The following is a 15,955-nucleotide window of genomic DNA, read 5'->3' on the forward strand; positions in this document are numbered from 1 at the left end:
TAGGTAAAGTAGAAACTATTTCTGCATAAGCCTATGATCCGTCAAATGACTAAACCTGAAGCCAGAAGGTTACCGGACCATCATTAATTAATGATACTTGCATATCTGCTGCAAACTGACCAGTTTGCGTCTTAATATTCTTTTGGCATTGCTCAACAAAGAATTGATACAGTCTATTGGCATCTTCTGGTTTAGCCCCTTTGGTAAAGCTTGGACGCATTCCTTTTTGGGTATCTGCAACTAAAGTAAATTGGGATACAACAAGAACTTCACCTTGAGCTTGATTAACATTAAGGTTCATCTTACCGTCGCTGTCACTGAAAATACGGTAGCCAAGGACTTTTTCACATAATCGAATTGCTTTTTGTTCATCATCATCTTGCTCGACACCAAGTAATATCAACAAACCATGATTAATTTTTCCAATAATCTGATCTTCAACAGTGACAGAAGCTTGTTTAACACGTTGGATTAAGGCAATCATAAAAATATTACTCCGCTTGAGCTTGGTTATCCGATATTCGTTTTTTAGGGCGGTTAAATTCGGTTAAGGTTGCTGCAAATTCAGCGCCAAATAAGACAATACACCAAGAACAGTAAATCCAAACAAGCATGATTGGAATAGAAGATACTACGCCATAGATTAACTGATAAGTTGGAAATGAACTTACATAAAACGCAAAGGCACGTTTACCTATTTCAAACAATATTGCTGCAACAATCGCACCAATGAATGACTCTTTAAAAGGAACGGATTCAGTAGGGATAATACTGTAAAGTAACCAAAATCCAACGACAGAAATAATAAACGGTAAACTACTCAGCATAATATTCCCCGTTGCTCCAGTTGATAACCAGTTTAACGAAAATATATACGAACTGACCGCTACACTTGAGCCCGCTAAAATAGGCCCCAAAGTCAATATTGTCCAGTACATAGTTAGATTATACATAAATGAGCGTTTGCGTTTCGTTCTCCAAATATGATTAAGCGCACTATTAATTGAGTTAATAAGCAATAATGAGGTAACGATTAATCCAACTATACCCACTACCGTCATCTTTTTAGTATTGGTGATAAATTGTTCTAAGTAATTTTGAATGGTATCACTTGCGGTAGGCACGAGATTACTGTAAATGAGCTGTTTTAGCGATAGGCTAATTTCATCAAACATTGGAAAAGCGGATAATAATGAAAAAATAACAGTAATAAGCGGAACGAGTGCCAGTATTGTGGTATAGGCAAGGCTGGCAGAGGATGTGGTCAACTGATCCTGATTGATTTTAGCCCACAACATTTTTAAGAACAACGTTATCTGCTGAAATGTTTTCATGGTTTTTTCTATTTGTTAGAAAGAATACAATTATTGATCCCACTATTTTTTAATGAGTTCAACGCTTTATCAGCTTCGCTTTTGCTAGTATAGGGCCCAGCTGTAACGCGATATAACTGACCAGAAGAAATATTACCATTTATACCTGTCATAGCAAGTTGAGCTTTTAGGGTGTCCGCATTGGCTTTTTCCTTAAAAGCACCACATTGTAATGTCCATTTCGTTGTTGTCGATGAGGTTTGATTGGTATTCGATCGTGTATTAATGTTATTCGCAAAACTATCTAAAATTTGTTGCCGTTCGCTTGCAACTGAATTCGATGTTGCGTTTGAACTGGCATTGGGCGTTTCTAACGCTTTAAGGTATGTCCAACGTTCCTGAGGTTGCTCTGGTAAGGTAACGGCAGGTGGAGGCGTTTTGACTTTTGGTTGTTCAACGGGTTTGTTAGGTTTATTATTGGTAATTAAATAGAGAATGGCGGAAAATAAGACAATAAGAACAATTGCCATAAATACCATAAATTTTGGCATAAAGCTTGATTTGTTTTTTTTCGGTCGACTTTTTCTTCTCACATAATCACGCTGAACCACAATATACTCTCTTATTCTTTTTTTATTGATATGGAATAACTGATTATTATACAAATAAAAAAAGTGGCTTACACCACTTTTTAGCATTTTCTTTAACTACAATAGTTAACAGATGAGGGCATTAAGCCAATGCTTTAATCTGTTTAATTAAATTTGCTTTATGACGTGCAGCTTTATTTTTGTGGATTAAGCCACGAGCCGCTTGACGGTCAACAACTGCTTGCATGTCTTTGAATGCTACTTCAGCTGTTTGTTTATCACCAGCTGCAACAGCTGCGTAAACTTTCTTGATATAAGTACGCATCATTGAACGGTTACTAGCATTATGTTTACGGCGTTTTTCGGATTGAACCGCACGTTTTTTAGCTGATTTGATATTAGCCAAAGTCAACTCCCAAGTTTAAATAAAATTACATATTAATAAGGCGGCAAAATATGCCTGATTTTCTGCCAGTTGTCAATGCCGTTACATAAAAAATTTGCAATTTATAAATTACACATTGATGACAAACGTTTACTATTTGAACAATAATCGCTATAACCTAAAAAGAATTTTTATGTTAGAATACATGAAGTTTATTTTTATTTATATTTTTTTATTAAGAGGAAGTCTCATGTCTGTTATTAGAATGCAAGATCTTGATCTAAAAGGGAAACGTTTATTTATTCGTTCAGATCTTAATGTACCAGTCAAAAATGGTAAAGTCACTTCTGATGCACGTATCAAGGCATCATTACCGACAATTGAAGAAGCAATCAAAAAAGGTGCTAAAGTGATGGTGACTTCTCACATTGGTCGTCCAACAGAGGGAGAATATAACCCTGAATTCTCATTGCAACCAGTCGTTGATTACTTAAAAGAACATGTTTCATTTCCTGTCCGTCTTGTTAAAGATTACCTTGATGGCGTAGATGTTAAAGAAGGCGAGTTAGTTGTTCTTGAAAATGTACGTTTCAATGTAGGTGAAGGTAAAGATGATGAAACGTTATCTAAAAAGTATGCCGCACTTTGTGATATCTATGTAATGGATGCATTTGGAACAGCTCACCGTGCTCAAGCTTCAACGCATGGTGTGGGTAAATTTGCACCTATCGCATGTGCTGGTCCTTTATTAGCTGCGGAACTTGATGCATTAGGAAAAGCACTTGATAACCCAGCTCGTCCAATGGTTGCGATTGTTGCGGGTTCTAAAGTATCAACTAAACTTACTGTACTTGATTCGCTTTCAAAAATCGCTGATCAAATTATTGTCGGTGGCGGTATTGCTAATACTTTCATTGCGGCTGAAGGTTATAATGTAGGTAAATCACTATATGAAGCGGATTTAATCCCAGAAGCGAAAAAATTGATGGCTAACTGCCATATTCCTGTTCCAACTGATGTACGTGTTGCGACTGAATTCAGTGAAACAGCAACGGCTACAGAAAAATCAGTTTCTGATGTTAAAGAAAATGAACAAATTCTTGATTTAGGTGATAAATCAGCTGAAGCATTAGCTGATATTATTAAAAAAGCGAAAACCATATTATGGAATGGTCCAGTTGGTGTATTTGAATTCCCTAATTTCCGTCGTGGGACTGAAATTGTTGCTAAAGCAATTGCTGATAGTGAAGGTTTTTCAATTGCCGGTGGTGGTGATACGTTAGCTGCAATTGACTTATTTGGAATTGAAGATAAAATTTCTTACATCTCAACTGGTGGAGGTGCCTTCCTTGAGTTTGTTGAAGGTAAAAAACTTCCTGCTGTTGCAATGTTAGAAGCGAGAGCAAAAGCATAATATAGATTCAGTAAAAAGGATGAGATGATTACTCATCCTTTATTTTTTATAATAATTAAATCATAGGTAATAAAATGGCTACAAAGATTTCTGATGTCGTTAAACCCGGTGTTGTAACTGGTGATGATGTTCAAAAAGTATTTCAAATCGCTCGTGAAAATAACTTTGCTTTACCAGCAGTTAACTGTGTTGATACCAACACAATTAATGCGGTAATTGAAACAGCGGCAAAAGTAGGTTCTCCTGTTATTGTTCAATTCTCAAATGGTGGTGCACAGTTCATCGCTGGTAAAGGTCTTAAATTAGAAGGACAAGAATGTGCAGTACTAGGTGCTATCTCTGGTGCAAAACATGTTCATTTAATGGCTGAAAAATATGGTGTGCCAGTGATTGTTCACACTGACCACTGTGCAAGAAAATTACTTCCATGGGTTGATGGTTTACTTGATGCTGGTGAAACTCACTTTGCTAAAACCGGTAAACCACTATTTTCTTCACATATGATTGACCTGTCAGAAGAAACATTAAAAGATAACATTGATATTTGTTGTCAGTATCTTGCTCGTATGTCTGCAATGAAAATGACATTAGAGCTAGAATTAGGTTGTACTGGTGGTGAAGAAGATGGTGTGGATAACAGCCATATGGATAGTTCAGCACTTTATACTCAACCTGAAGATGTAGCTTATGCTTATGAGCGTTTAAGTGAAATTAGTCCTCGTTTCACTATCGCTGCATCATTTGGTAACGTGCATGGTGTATATAAACCAGGTAATGTTAAATTAACACCAAAAATTTTAGATAACTCACAAAAATACGTATCAGAAAAATTCAACTTACCTGAAAAATCACTGAATTTCGTATTCCATGGTGGTTCAGGCTCAACACCTGAAGAAATTGCAGAAGCAGTTAGTTATGGTGTTATCAAAATGAACATTGATACCGATACTCAATGGGCTAACTGGGCGGGTATTTTAGATTACTACAAAGCAAATGAAGCTTATTTACAAGGTCAATTAGGTAATCCTGAAGGACCTGATGCGCCAAACAAAAAATACTATGATCCACGTGTTTGGTTACGTAAAGGTCAAGATTCTTTAGTTGCTCGTTTAGAACTTGCATTTAAAGAGCTTAACGCTGTTAACGTACTTTAATTAACGTTTTCATTTTTAATACAAAGTGGGGAATCTCCTACTTTGTATTAATTGTTCATAAAATAAATCTTGCATTTGTATATCAATTGTAGGATAATTCTGCCCTCATTTAACTTAGGGGAGCTGTCTATTTATATAATAGAAGCGTTTGCACCCGAGAGAAGGAAACCAAAAAATGGCAAAAAAAGTACAGGCTTACATCAAGTTGCAAGTTGCAGCTGGTGCAGCAAATCCTAGTCCACCAGTTGGTCCAGCACTTGGTCAACATGGTGTTAATATCATGGAATTCTGTAAAGCATTTAATGCGAAAACAGAAAGCATGGAAAAAGGTCTACCTATTCCAGTTGTTATTTCAGTCTATTCAGACCGTTCATTCACCTTTGTTACTAAGACTCCTCCTGCGGCAGTACTATTGAAGAAAGCTGCTAAAATCAAGTCTGGTTCAGGTGAGCCTAACAAGAAAAAAGTAGGTAAAGTAACGAGTGCTCAAATTCGCGAAATCGCTGAATTAAAAGCTGCAGATATGAATGGTGCTACCATTGAATCAATGATGCGTTCTATTGAAGGAACCGCTCGTTCAATGGGCTTGGAAGTGGAGGGTTAATCGATGGCTAAATTATCTAAGAAAGCTAAACTTATCCGCGAAAAAGTGAATGCAACTAAACAATATGAAATCAACGAAGCAATTGCTTTATTAAAAGAGCTTGCGACTGCTAAATTTACTGAAAGCGTTGATGTTGCTGTAAATTTAGGTATTGATTCACGTAAATCAGACCAAAATGTTCGTGGTGCAATTGTATTGCCTCATGGTACTGGTCGTAGCGTTCGTGTAGCTGTGTTTACACAAGGTGCAAATGCAGAAGCAGCTAAAGAAGCGGGTGCTGAATTAGTTGGTATGGACGATCTTGCGGATCAAATCAAAAAAGGCGAAATGAATTTTGATGTCGTTATCGCATCGCCAGACGCTATGCGTGTAGTTGGTCAATTAGGTCAAATTTTAGGACCACGTGGTTTAATGCCAAACCCTAAAGTTGGTACTGTAACGCCTAACGTTGCTGAAGCAGTAAAAAATGCGAAAGCAGGTCAAATCCGTTACCGTAACGATAAAAATGGTATTATCCATACTACTATCGGTAAAGCTGATTTTGATGCAGCTAAACTTAAAGAAAATTTAGAAGCATTACTTGTTGCGTTAAAACGTGCAAAACCAGCATCTTCTAAAGGTGTCTTTGTGAAGAAAGTAAGTCTTTCTACTACTATGGGCGCTGGTGTTGCTATCGATCAAACAACATTGAATGCATCTGTTTAATTAATCATTATTAATTAAACAAAAAAATCGGTTGGTGTCTGGCCTTAACCAGACCCCGTCCAAGACCGTAGGTGTAATTGACGTTTAATTACTTAATTTTCCTACGTAGACGGTGACAGAACCTGATAAGATATAATACAGGAATTCTGCTCATCGTGGTTGTGCTAACTATATTGTTATAGTTAGTTTAAATAAGTCTAGGCTTTGCCTAGTTTTAATCCAGGAGCAAAACCAATGGCACTAAATCTTCAAAATAAACAAGAAATTGTTGCTGAAGTTAATGAAATCGCCAAAGGTGCGCTATCTGCAGTTGTTGCCGATTCTCGTGGCGTAACTGTAGAAAAAATGACTGCATTACGTAAATCTGCTCGTGAAGCGGGTGTTTATATGCGTGTTGTTCGTAATACGCTATTACGCCGTGTTGTAGAGGGCACTCAATATGAGTGTTTAAAAGATACGTTTGTTGGTCCTACTCTAATTGCGTTTTCAAACGAGCACCCAGGTGCTGCTGCGCGTATTTTTAAAGCGTTTGCAAAAGAAAACGATAAATTTGAGATTAAAGCCGCAGCCTTTGAAGGTGAGTTAATTACTGCAGCGAACATTGATCGCTTAGCAACATTACCTACTTATGAAGAAGCATTAGCTCGCTTGATGTCAACCATGAAAGAAGCCGCAGCTGGCAAATTGGTTCGTACTCTTGCAGCTGTTCGTGATCAAAAAGAAGCTGCTTAATTAGCAGTATGATGACGAATTTTATTAATTAAAAATTGTAAATTTGGGAAACTATATTATGTCTATCACTAAAGAACAAATTTTAGATGCAGTTGCTGAAATGTCTGTAATGGACGTTGTTGAACTAGTATCTATGATGGAAGAAAAATTCGGTGTTTCTGCAGCAGCAGCAGTTGCAGTTGCAGCAGCAGGTCCAGCTGAAGCAGCTGAAGAGAAAACTGAATTTGATGTAATCTTAAAAGATGTTGGTGCAAATAAAGTAGCTGTTATCAAAGCAGTTCGTGGTGCAACTGGTTTAGGCTTAAAAGAAGCTAAAGATCTTGTTGAATCAGCTCCTGCAACAGTTAAAGAAGGTGTTAGCAAAGCTGATGCTGAAGAACTTAAAAAGGCACTTGAAGAATCTGGTGCAGCTGTCGAACTTAAATAAGTTAATCGATAGCAAGCTAAATGGCTGGGGGTTTTACCTCCAGCCTTTTTGCGCTGTAAAAAGTCGAAGAATTTTATTTGAAGACTATCAATAAAAAGCAATAAAGAAATAGTATATTTATTAAGCCTAATCAATTGATATTTATAGATATTTTCGATGAGGTGTCAGGCGTTATTATTCGATTGAAGTGCTCCTGATGAATATTTAATCATGCTAAAATAGCAGATAAGCAAGTTGAGGAACTAATGGTTTACTCTTATACCGAGAAAAAACGAATTCGTAAGAATTTTGGTAAGCGTCCACAAGTCTTGGATATACCGTATCTTCTTTCTATTCAACTTGATTCGTTCCAGAAATTTATTGAGCAAGATCCAGAAGGTCAGTATGGTTTAGAAGCCGCTTTTCGTTCAATATTTCCGATAAAAAGTTATAGTGGTAATGCTGAGTTACAATACGTGAGCTTTAAGATGGGCGAACCTGTGTTTGATGTAAAAGAATGTCAAATTAGAGGGATCACTTACTCAGCACCGTTGCGCGTAAAATTACGTTTAGTTATTTATGATAAAGATGCACCAGAAGGAACTGTAAAAGATATTAAAGAGCAAGACGTCTACATGGGCGAAATTCCTTTAATGACGGACAATGGAACATTTGTAATCAATGGTACCGAACGGGTAATCGTTTCACAATTACATCGTAGTCCAGGTGTGTTCTTTGATAGTGATAAAGGTAAAACACACTCTTCTGGTAAAGTTTTATATAATGCTCGGATTATTCCTTATCGTGGCTCTTGGCTTGATTTCGAATTTGATCCAAAAGACAATCTTTTTGCTCGTATTGACCGTCGTCGTAAACTTCCAGCAACAATTATTTTGCGCGCATTAGGTTATGAAACAGAAGAAATTTTAAATATCTTCTTTGAGAAAACCATTTTTGAAGTTGGCAAATCCAAATTAAAAATGGATTTAGTCCCAGAGCGTTTACGTGGTGAAACAGCCTTATTTGATATTGAATCAAAAGGTAAAGTGTACGCTGAAAAAGGTCGCCGTATTACTGCACGTCATATTCGTGAATTAGAAAAAGATAAAGTAAGCAAAATTGATGTACCTGTTGAATACATCGTTAATAAAGTGCTTGCTAAAAACTATGTTAATGACGCGACAGGTGAAGTCATTGCATTCGCTAATACACCAATTTCATTAGAATTGTTATTAGAATTAACGAATGCAGGCTACAAAAAAATTGAAACATTATTCACCAATGATCTTGATCATGGTGCGTTTATCTCTGAAACATTAAATGTTGATTCAACACGCGATCGTTTAGGTGCATTAGTTGAAATTTATCGCATGATGCGACCAGGTGAGCCACCTACAAAAGAAGCTGCAGAAGCGTTATTTGACAACTTATTCTTCTCTGATGAACGTTATGATTTATCAGCTGTTGGTCGAATGAAATTTAATCGTTCTTTAGGTCGTGATGATATCGAAGGTCAAAGCGTCTTAACTAAAGATGATATCGTTGACGTTATGAAGAAATTAATCAGTATTCGTAATGGTCATGGTGATGTTGATGATATCGACCACTTAGGTAATCGTCGTATTCGTAGCGTTGGTGAAATGGCAGAAAACCAATTCCGTATTGGTTTAGTGCGTGTTGAAAGAGCCGTAAAAGAGCGTTTATCTTTAGGTGATCTTGATTCATTAATGCCACAAGATATGATTAATGCTAAACCAATTTCAGCGGCAATCCGTGAGTTCTTTGGTTCTAGCCAGTTATCTCAGTTTATGGATCAAAACAATCCATTATCTGAAATTACGCATAAACGTCGTATTTCTGCATTAGGTCCGGGTGGTTTAACTCGTGAGCGAGCAGGCTTTGAAGTCCGTGACGTACATCCAACTCATTATGGTCGTGTATGTCCGATTGAAACGCCTGAAGGTCCAAACATCGGTTTGATTAACTCGTTAGCGGTCTATTCTCGTACTAATGAGTATGGTTTCTTAGAAACACCATATCGTCGAGTGATTGACGGTGTTGTGACTGATGAAATTAATTATTTATCAGCGATTGACGAAAGTGAATTTGTTATTGCACAGGCAAACTCAAACCTTGATGAAGAAGGTCGCTTTAAAGAAGATTTAGTGACTTGTCGTTTAAATGGTGAGTCGGGCTTATATAGTCCTGAACAAGTTCATTATATGGACGTTTCAACACAACAAATCGTGTCGGTTGGTGCGTCATTAATTCCATTCTTGGAACATGACGATGCGAACCGTGCTTTGATGGGTGCAAACATGCAACGTCAAGCAGTTCCGACATTAAAAGCGGAAAAACCATTTGTTGGTACTGGTATGGAACGTGCGGTAGCTGTTGACTCAGGTGTAACAGCCGTTGCTCGTCGTGGTGGTACTGTTCAATATGTTGATGCGTCACGTATCGTAGTCAATGTCAATGCCGATGAAATGTATGCGGGTGAAACAGGGATTGATATTTATAACTTAACTAAATATACCCGTTCTAACCAAAATACTTGTATCAATCAAATTCCATGTGTGGAATTAGGCGAAAAAGTTGAACGTGGTGATGTACTTGCAGATGGTCCATCAACTGATTTAGGTGAACTTGCATTAGGTCAAAACATGCGCGTGGCATTTATGCCATGGAATGGTTATAACTTTGAGGATTCTATTTTAGTTTCTGAAAAAGTGGTACAAGATGATCGTTTTACCTCGATCCATATTCAAGAGTTATCTTGTGTATCTCGTGATACTAAATTAGGTGCTGAAGAAATCACCGCTGATATTCCAAATGTGGGTGAAGCTGCGCTTTCTAAATTAGATGAATCAGGTATTGTTTATATCGGTGCTGAAGTGAAAGGTGGTGATATTCTTGTTGGTAAAGTGACGCCTAAAGGTGAAACACAATTAACACCAGAAGAAAAATTACTACGTGCAATTTTTGGTGAAAAAGCATCTGATGTTAAAGATACGTCTTTACGTGTACCAAATGGTGTTTCTGGTACGGTTATTGATGTCCAAGTCTTCACTCGTGATGGTGTACAAAAAGATAAACGTGCACTTGAAATTGAAGAGATGCAACTTAAACAAGCAAGAAAAGATTTAACTGAAGAGCTTAAAATCTTAGAAGCAGCTTTATTTGCGCGTATTCGTGATGTGTTAATTTCAGGTGGTATTAAAGCTGATAAATTAGATGCATTACCACGAGAAAAATGGTTAACAATCGGTATTTCAAACGAAAGCAAACAAGCACAGTTAGAGCAACTTGCTGAACAGCACGAAGAAATTAAACTTGAGTTTAACAAAAAGCTTGAAGCTAAACGCATGAAGATTACACAAGGTGATGATTTACAACCTGGTGTGCTCAAAATTGTTAAAGTTTACTTAGCGGTTAAACGTCAAATTCAGCCTGGTGATAAAATGGCGGGTCGTCATGGTAACAAAGGGGTTATCTCTAAGATAAATCCAATTGAAGATATGCCATATGATGACAAAGGTCGTCCAGTCGATATCGTGTTAAACCCACTAGGGGTTCCATCTCGTATGAACATTGGACAGATCCTAGAAACCCACTTAGGTATGGCGGCTAAAGGTATTGGTCAAAAAATTGACACAATGCTTAAAGAACAGCAAGAACTTGCTAAATTACGTGAGTTTATCCAAAAAGCATACGATCTTGGTTTAGGTGCTGCACAAAAAGTTAATGTTGCAGAGTTTACCGATCAAGAAGTGATGACATTGGCACAAAATTTACGTAATGGTATGCCACTTGCTACACCAGTGTTTGATGGTGCAAAAGAGCAAGAAATCAAGTCATTACTAGAATTGGGTGATTTGCCGACTTCAGGTCAAATTACATTGTATGATGGTCGTACAGGTGAACAGTTTGAACGTCCGGTAACGGTAGGTTATATGTACATGCTGAAATTAAATCACTTAGTTGATGATAAGATGCATGCACGTTCTACAGGTTCATATAGTCTGGTTACTCAACAGCCATTGGGTGGTAAAGCTCAATTTGGTGGTCAGCGTTTCGGTGAGATGGAAGTATGGGCACTTGAAGCTTATGGTGCTGCTTACACACTACAAGAAATGCTAACGGTTAAATCAGATGACGTAAACGGCCGTACTAAGATGTATAAAAATATTGTAGATGGTGATCATCGTATGGAACCTGCGATTCCAGAATCATTTAATGTATTGTTAAAAGAGATTCGTTCGCTAGGTATTAATATCGAGTTAGATGAAGAGTAATCTTCACTCACTAAAAATGATTTCTATTTATAGGGATAACTTATTAGCGATAATAAGTTATCTAATTGGTTTAACTCCATAGGAGCCAATTGTGAAAGACTTACTAAAGTTTCTAAAAGCACAGACAAAAACAGAAGATTTTGATGCTATCAAGATAGGTCTTGCCTCTCCTGATATGATTCGCTCATGGTCTTTTGGTGAAGTTAAAAAACCTGAAACAATCAACTATCGAACGTTCAAACCAGAGCGTGATGGATTGTTTTGTGCGCGTATTTTTGGACCAGTTAAAGACTATGAATGTTTATGTGGAAAATATAAACGTTTAAAACACCGTGGTGTGATCTGTGAAAAATGTGGCGTTGAAGTAACACAAGCGAAAGTACGTCGTGAACGTATGGGGCATATTGAACTTGCATCGCCAACTGCACACATCTGGTTTTTAAAATCATTACCATCTCGTATTGGTTTATTGTTAGATATGCCACTTCGTGATATCGAACGTGTTCTTTATTTTGAATCATTTATGGTTCTTGATGGTGGTATGACCAACTTAGAGCGTGGTCAAATCTTAACAGAAGAGCAATATTTAGATGCGTTAGAAGAGTTTGGTGATGAATTCGATGCTCGCATGGGTGCCGAAGCTATCCAAGAGTTGTTGCGTAATATTGATGTACAAGCGGAATGTGAAGCACTACGTGACGAACTTTCAACAACAAACTCTGAAACAAAACGGAAGAAAATCACTAAACGCATTAAGATTATTGAAGCATTCATTCAATCAGAAAATAAACCTGAATGGATGATCTTAAATGTATTGCCTGTGTTGCCACCAGATTTACGTCCATTAGTACCACTTGATGGCGGACGTTTTGCAACATCAGATTTGAATGATCTTTATCGTCGAGTGATCAACCGTAATAACCGTTTAAAACGTTTATTAGACTTAGCTGCGCCAGATATTATTGTACGTAATGAAAAACGTATGTTACAAGAATCTGTCGACGCATTATTAGATAATGGTCGCCGTGGTCGTGCTATTACCGGTTCAAACAAACGTCCATTAAAATCACTTGCCGATATGATTAAAGGTAAGCAAGGTCGTTTCCGTCAAAACCTATTAGGTAAACGTGTTGACTACTCAGGTCGTTCTGTAATTACAGTGGGTCCATACTTGCGTTTACACCAATGTGGTTTACCGAAAAAAATGGCACTTGAGCTTTTCAAACCATTTATTTACGGTAAATTAGAGCGTCGTGGCTATGCAACAACCATCAAAGCTGCGAAGAAAATGGTTGAACGTGAAGATGCGATTGTTTGGGATATCTTAGATGAAGTTATCCGTGAACATCCCGTATTACTAAACCGTGCACCAACACTTCACAGATTGGGTATTCAAGCATTTGAACCTATCTTAATTGAAGGTAAAGCGATTCAGTTACATCCATTAGTTTGTGCGGCATTCAATGCTGACTTCGATGGTGACCAAATGGCGGTTCACGTACCATTAACGTTAGAAGCGCAATTAGAAGCGCGTGCGTTAATGATGTCAACTAACAACATTCTTTCGCCTGCGAGTGGTGAGCCTATTATTGTTCCTTCACAGGACGTGGTATTAGGTCTTTACTATATGACTCGTGATAAAGTCAATGCGAAAGGTGAAGGCATGATTTTAACCGGTCCTAAAGAAGCAGAAAAACTGTATCGTTTAGGTCTTGTTGAGCTACATGCTAAAGTTAAAGTGCGTATCACTGAAAGCCAACGTAATAGTGTTGGTGAGTGGGAAGAAACAACGTCAGTTATTGATACTACTGTTGGACGTGCTATTTTATGGTTGATTATGCCAAAAGGGATGAGTTACTCAGTGATTAACCAACCACTTGGCAAAAAAGCAATTTCACGTATTTTGAATATTTGCTATCGTCAACTCGGTATGAAAGAAACCGTAATTTTGGCTGACCAAGTGATGTATACCGGTTTTGCTTATGCTGCACGTTCTGGTGTTTCAGTTGGTATTGATGATATGGAAATTCCGGCTAAGAAATTACAAATCATCAACGAAGCTGAAATTGAAGTCGCTGAAATTCAAGAGCAATTCCAATCAGGTTTAGTCACAGCAGGTGAACGTTATAATAAAGTTATCGATATCTGGGCAGCAGCCAATGAACGTGTTGCAAAAGCCATGATGGATAACTTATCAACTGAAAAAGTGATTAATCGTGAAGGTAAAGAAGAAGTACAATCTTCTTTCAACAGTATTTATATGATGGCCGACTCAGGTGCGCGGGGTTCTGCAGCACAGATTCGTCAGTTAGCAGGTATGCGTGGTTTGATGGCAAAACCGGACGGCTCTATTATCGAAACACCAATTACAGCAAACTTCCGTGAAGGATTAAACGTACTTCAGTACTTTATTTCTACCCATGGTGCTCGTAAAGGTCTTGCTGATACAGCGTTAAAAACGGCGAACTCTGGTTATTTGACTCGTCGTTTAGTTGATGTTGCACAAGATTTAGTTGTTATTGAAGACGATTGTGGCACATTAGAAGGCGTAGTGATGACACCGGTTATCGAAGGTGGAGATGTTAAAGAGCCACTTCGTGAACGTGTATTAGGTCGTGTAACGGCTGAAGATGTGTTAAAACCAGGCAGTGCCGATATATTGATTCCACGTAACACATTACTTGATGAAAGCTATTGTGATTTACTAGAAGCTGAATCGGTTGATAGTGTTAAAGTTCGTTCTGTTGTTTCGTGTGATACTGATTTTGGTGTTTGTGCGAAATGTTATGGTCGTGACTTAGCACGTGGTCACTTGGTGAATAAAGGTGAAGCAATCGGTGTTATCGCAGCTCAATCAATCGGTGAGCCAGGTACACAGTTAACCATGCGTACGTTCCATATCGGTGGTGCGGCATCAAGAGCGGCAGCAGAATCAAGTGTTCAAGTTAAAAACAAAGGTAGTATTAAATTAACTAATGCTAAATTTGTGACTAACCCAGACAAGAAATTAGTTATTACATCACGTAATGCTGAGTTAACGATTATCGATGATTTAGGTCGAATGAAAGAGACTTACAAAGTTCCTTATGGTTCGATTTTAACAAAAGGTAATGGTGCAGCAGTCGATGCTGGTGAAACAGTTGCTAACTGGGATCCGCATACAATGCCAGTTATCTCTGAAGCGAAAGGCTTTGTTAAATTTGTTGATATGGTTGATGGTCAAACTATTACCCGTCAAACCGACGAATTAACAGGTTTATCATCGATTGTAATTTTAGATGTCGCGGAGCGAACAGGTGTAGGTAAAGATTTACGTCCTGCAATCAAAATTGTTGATGCTAAAGGTAAAGATATCTATGTTGCAGGTACTGAAATGCTTGCACAATACTTCTTACCAGGTAAAGCATTAGTTCAATTAGAAGATGGTGCAGAAATCAATGTGGGTGATACGCTTGCACGTATTCCACAAGCCTCTGTAGGGACTAAAGATATTACCGGTGGTTTACCACGCGTAGCTGACTTATTTGAAGCTCGTAAACCGAAAGAATCAGCTATTCTTGCTGAAATTGATGGTATTATTTCGTTTGGTAAAGAGACCAAAGGTAAACGTCGCTTGATCATCACGCCATTAGATGGCAGTGAACCATATGAAGAGATGATTCCTAAATGGCGTCAACTTAACGTATTTGAAGGCGAACAAGTTGGACGTGGTGATGTGATTTCGGATGGTCCTGAATCAGCACATGATATCTTACGTCTACGTGGTGTAAATGCGGTAACACGTTACATTGTTAACGAAGTTCAAGAAGTTTATCGCCTGCAAGGTGTAAAAATCAATGATAAACACATTGAAGTTATCGTTCGTCAGATGCTGCGTAAAGCAACGGTTATTCATCCGGGTGGTTCTCGTCTACTTGACGGTGAACAACTTGAAGTTTCACGCTTGAAGATTATTAATCGTGAGCTTGAAGCACAAGGTAAAGAACCAATTGTTTATTTACACGATCTACTTGGTATTACTAAAGCATCATTAACAACTGAATCGTTTATTTCTGCGGCATCGTTCCAAGAAACGACTCGCGTATTAACCGAAGCAGCTGTTGCTGGTAAAAACGACGAATTACGTGGCTTAAAAGAAAATGTCATTGTTGGTCGATTGATTCCGGCTGGTACTGGTTATGCTTACCATAAAGAGCGTTTACGTAAACGTGCAATGCCATCAAGTGATGATATTCAAACAACAATTTCTGTTGAAGAAGCAACAGCTAACTTAGCTGAGTTACTTAATTCTGCAGAAGAAAACCAATAGTCAGTAGGACGAGTTATTAAAATAGCACGTGATTGCACGTGCTATTTT

The 15,955-nt window shown here is 37.9% G+C and carries 12 protein-coding genes; 8 read left to right on the forward strand and 4 right to left on the reverse strand.

Annotation, left to right across the window (positions count from 1 at the left end; all coding sequences use genetic code 11):
- Positions 1-49: 49 nt before the first annotated feature.
- The 4 genes from dtd to rpsT are packed head-to-tail and all read right to left on the reverse strand — an operon-like array spanning position 50 to position 2,309.
- Positions 50-484 carry a D-aminoacyl-tRNA deacylase gene (gene dtd, locus J3U35_RS08615; RefSeq protein WP_267360798.1) on the reverse strand — a complete coding sequence of 145 codons (435 nt, stop codon included), beginning with the start codon at positions 482-484 and terminating at the stop codon, positions 50-52.
- A 7-nt stretch (positions 485-491) separates the two neighbouring features.
- The gene (locus J3U35_RS08620; protein WP_267352147.1) at positions 492-1,334 is read right to left on the reverse strand and encodes a virulence factor BrkB family protein; all 843 of its coding nucleotides are present in this window, start codon (positions 1,332-1,334) and stop codon (positions 492-494) included.
- Positions 1,335-1,342: 8 nt separating this feature from the next.
- A complete protein-coding gene (locus tag J3U35_RS08625; protein WP_267360800.1) occupies positions 1,343-2,011 on the reverse strand; it encodes an SPOR domain-containing protein in 669 nt (222 codons plus the stop codon).
- Positions 2,012-2,045: 34 nt separating this feature from the next.
- On the reverse strand, positions 2,046-2,309 hold the full coding sequence (gene rpsT, locus J3U35_RS08630; protein WP_025316521.1) for a 30S ribosomal protein S20: 264 nt from the start codon (positions 2,307-2,309) through the stop codon (positions 2,046-2,048).
- 229 nt (positions 2,310-2,538) lie between these two features.
- Here rpsT and pgk point away from each other — a divergent pair, with 229 nt between their 5' ends.
- From pgk to rpoC, 8 genes are all read left to right on the forward strand, one after another.
- On the forward strand, positions 2,539-3,702 hold the full coding sequence (gene pgk, locus J3U35_RS08635) for a phosphoglycerate kinase (protein ID WP_065559751.1): 1,164 nt from the start codon (positions 2,539-2,541) through the stop codon (positions 3,700-3,702).
- 74 nt (positions 3,703-3,776) lie between these two features.
- Positions 3,777-4,856 (forward strand): class II fructose-bisphosphate aldolase, encoded by a 1,080-nt coding sequence (fbaA, locus tag J3U35_RS08640; RefSeq protein ID WP_065559750.1) that lies wholly within the window; start codon positions 3,777-3,779, stop codon positions 4,854-4,856.
- Between the two features lie 175 nt (positions 4,857-5,031).
- Positions 5,032-5,460 (forward strand): 50S ribosomal protein L11, encoded by a 429-nt coding sequence (rplK, locus tag J3U35_RS08645; protein ID WP_065559749.1) that lies wholly within the window; start codon positions 5,032-5,034, stop codon positions 5,458-5,460.
- A gap of 3 nt (positions 5,461-5,463) precedes the next feature.
- A complete protein-coding gene (gene rplA / locus J3U35_RS08650; protein WP_065559748.1) occupies positions 5,464-6,165 on the forward strand; it encodes a 50S ribosomal protein L1 in 702 nt (233 codons plus the stop codon).
- A gap of 234 nt (positions 6,166-6,399) precedes the next feature.
- Positions 6,400-6,897: a 50S ribosomal protein L10 gene (rplJ, locus tag J3U35_RS08655; protein ID WP_025316516.1), complete on the forward strand. Its 498-nt coding sequence runs from the start codon at positions 6,400-6,402 to the stop codon at positions 6,895-6,897.
- A 58-nt stretch (positions 6,898-6,955) separates the two neighbouring features.
- Positions 6,956-7,324: a 50S ribosomal protein L7/L12 gene (rplL, locus tag J3U35_RS08660; RefSeq protein WP_065559747.1), complete on the forward strand. Its 369-nt coding sequence runs from the start codon at positions 6,956-6,958 to the stop codon at positions 7,322-7,324.
- 245 nt (positions 7,325-7,569) lie between these two features.
- Positions 7,570-11,598: a DNA-directed RNA polymerase subunit beta gene (gene rpoB, locus J3U35_RS08665; protein WP_065559746.1), complete on the forward strand. Its 4,029-nt coding sequence runs from the start codon at positions 7,570-7,572 to the stop codon at positions 11,596-11,598.
- 91 nt (positions 11,599-11,689) lie between these two features.
- Complete coding sequence (gene rpoC / locus J3U35_RS08670; RefSeq protein ID WP_267360802.1) at positions 11,690-15,907, forward strand: DNA-directed RNA polymerase subunit beta'; 4,218 nt, start codon at positions 11,690-11,692, stop codon at positions 15,905-15,907.
- The last annotated feature ends 48 nt before the right edge of the window (positions 15,908-15,955 follow it).

This window comes from Gilliamella sp. B2717, assembly GCF_026536675.1.
Taxonomy (GTDB): domain Bacteria; phylum Pseudomonadota; class Gammaproteobacteria; order Enterobacterales; family Orbaceae; genus Gilliamella; species Gilliamella apicola_I.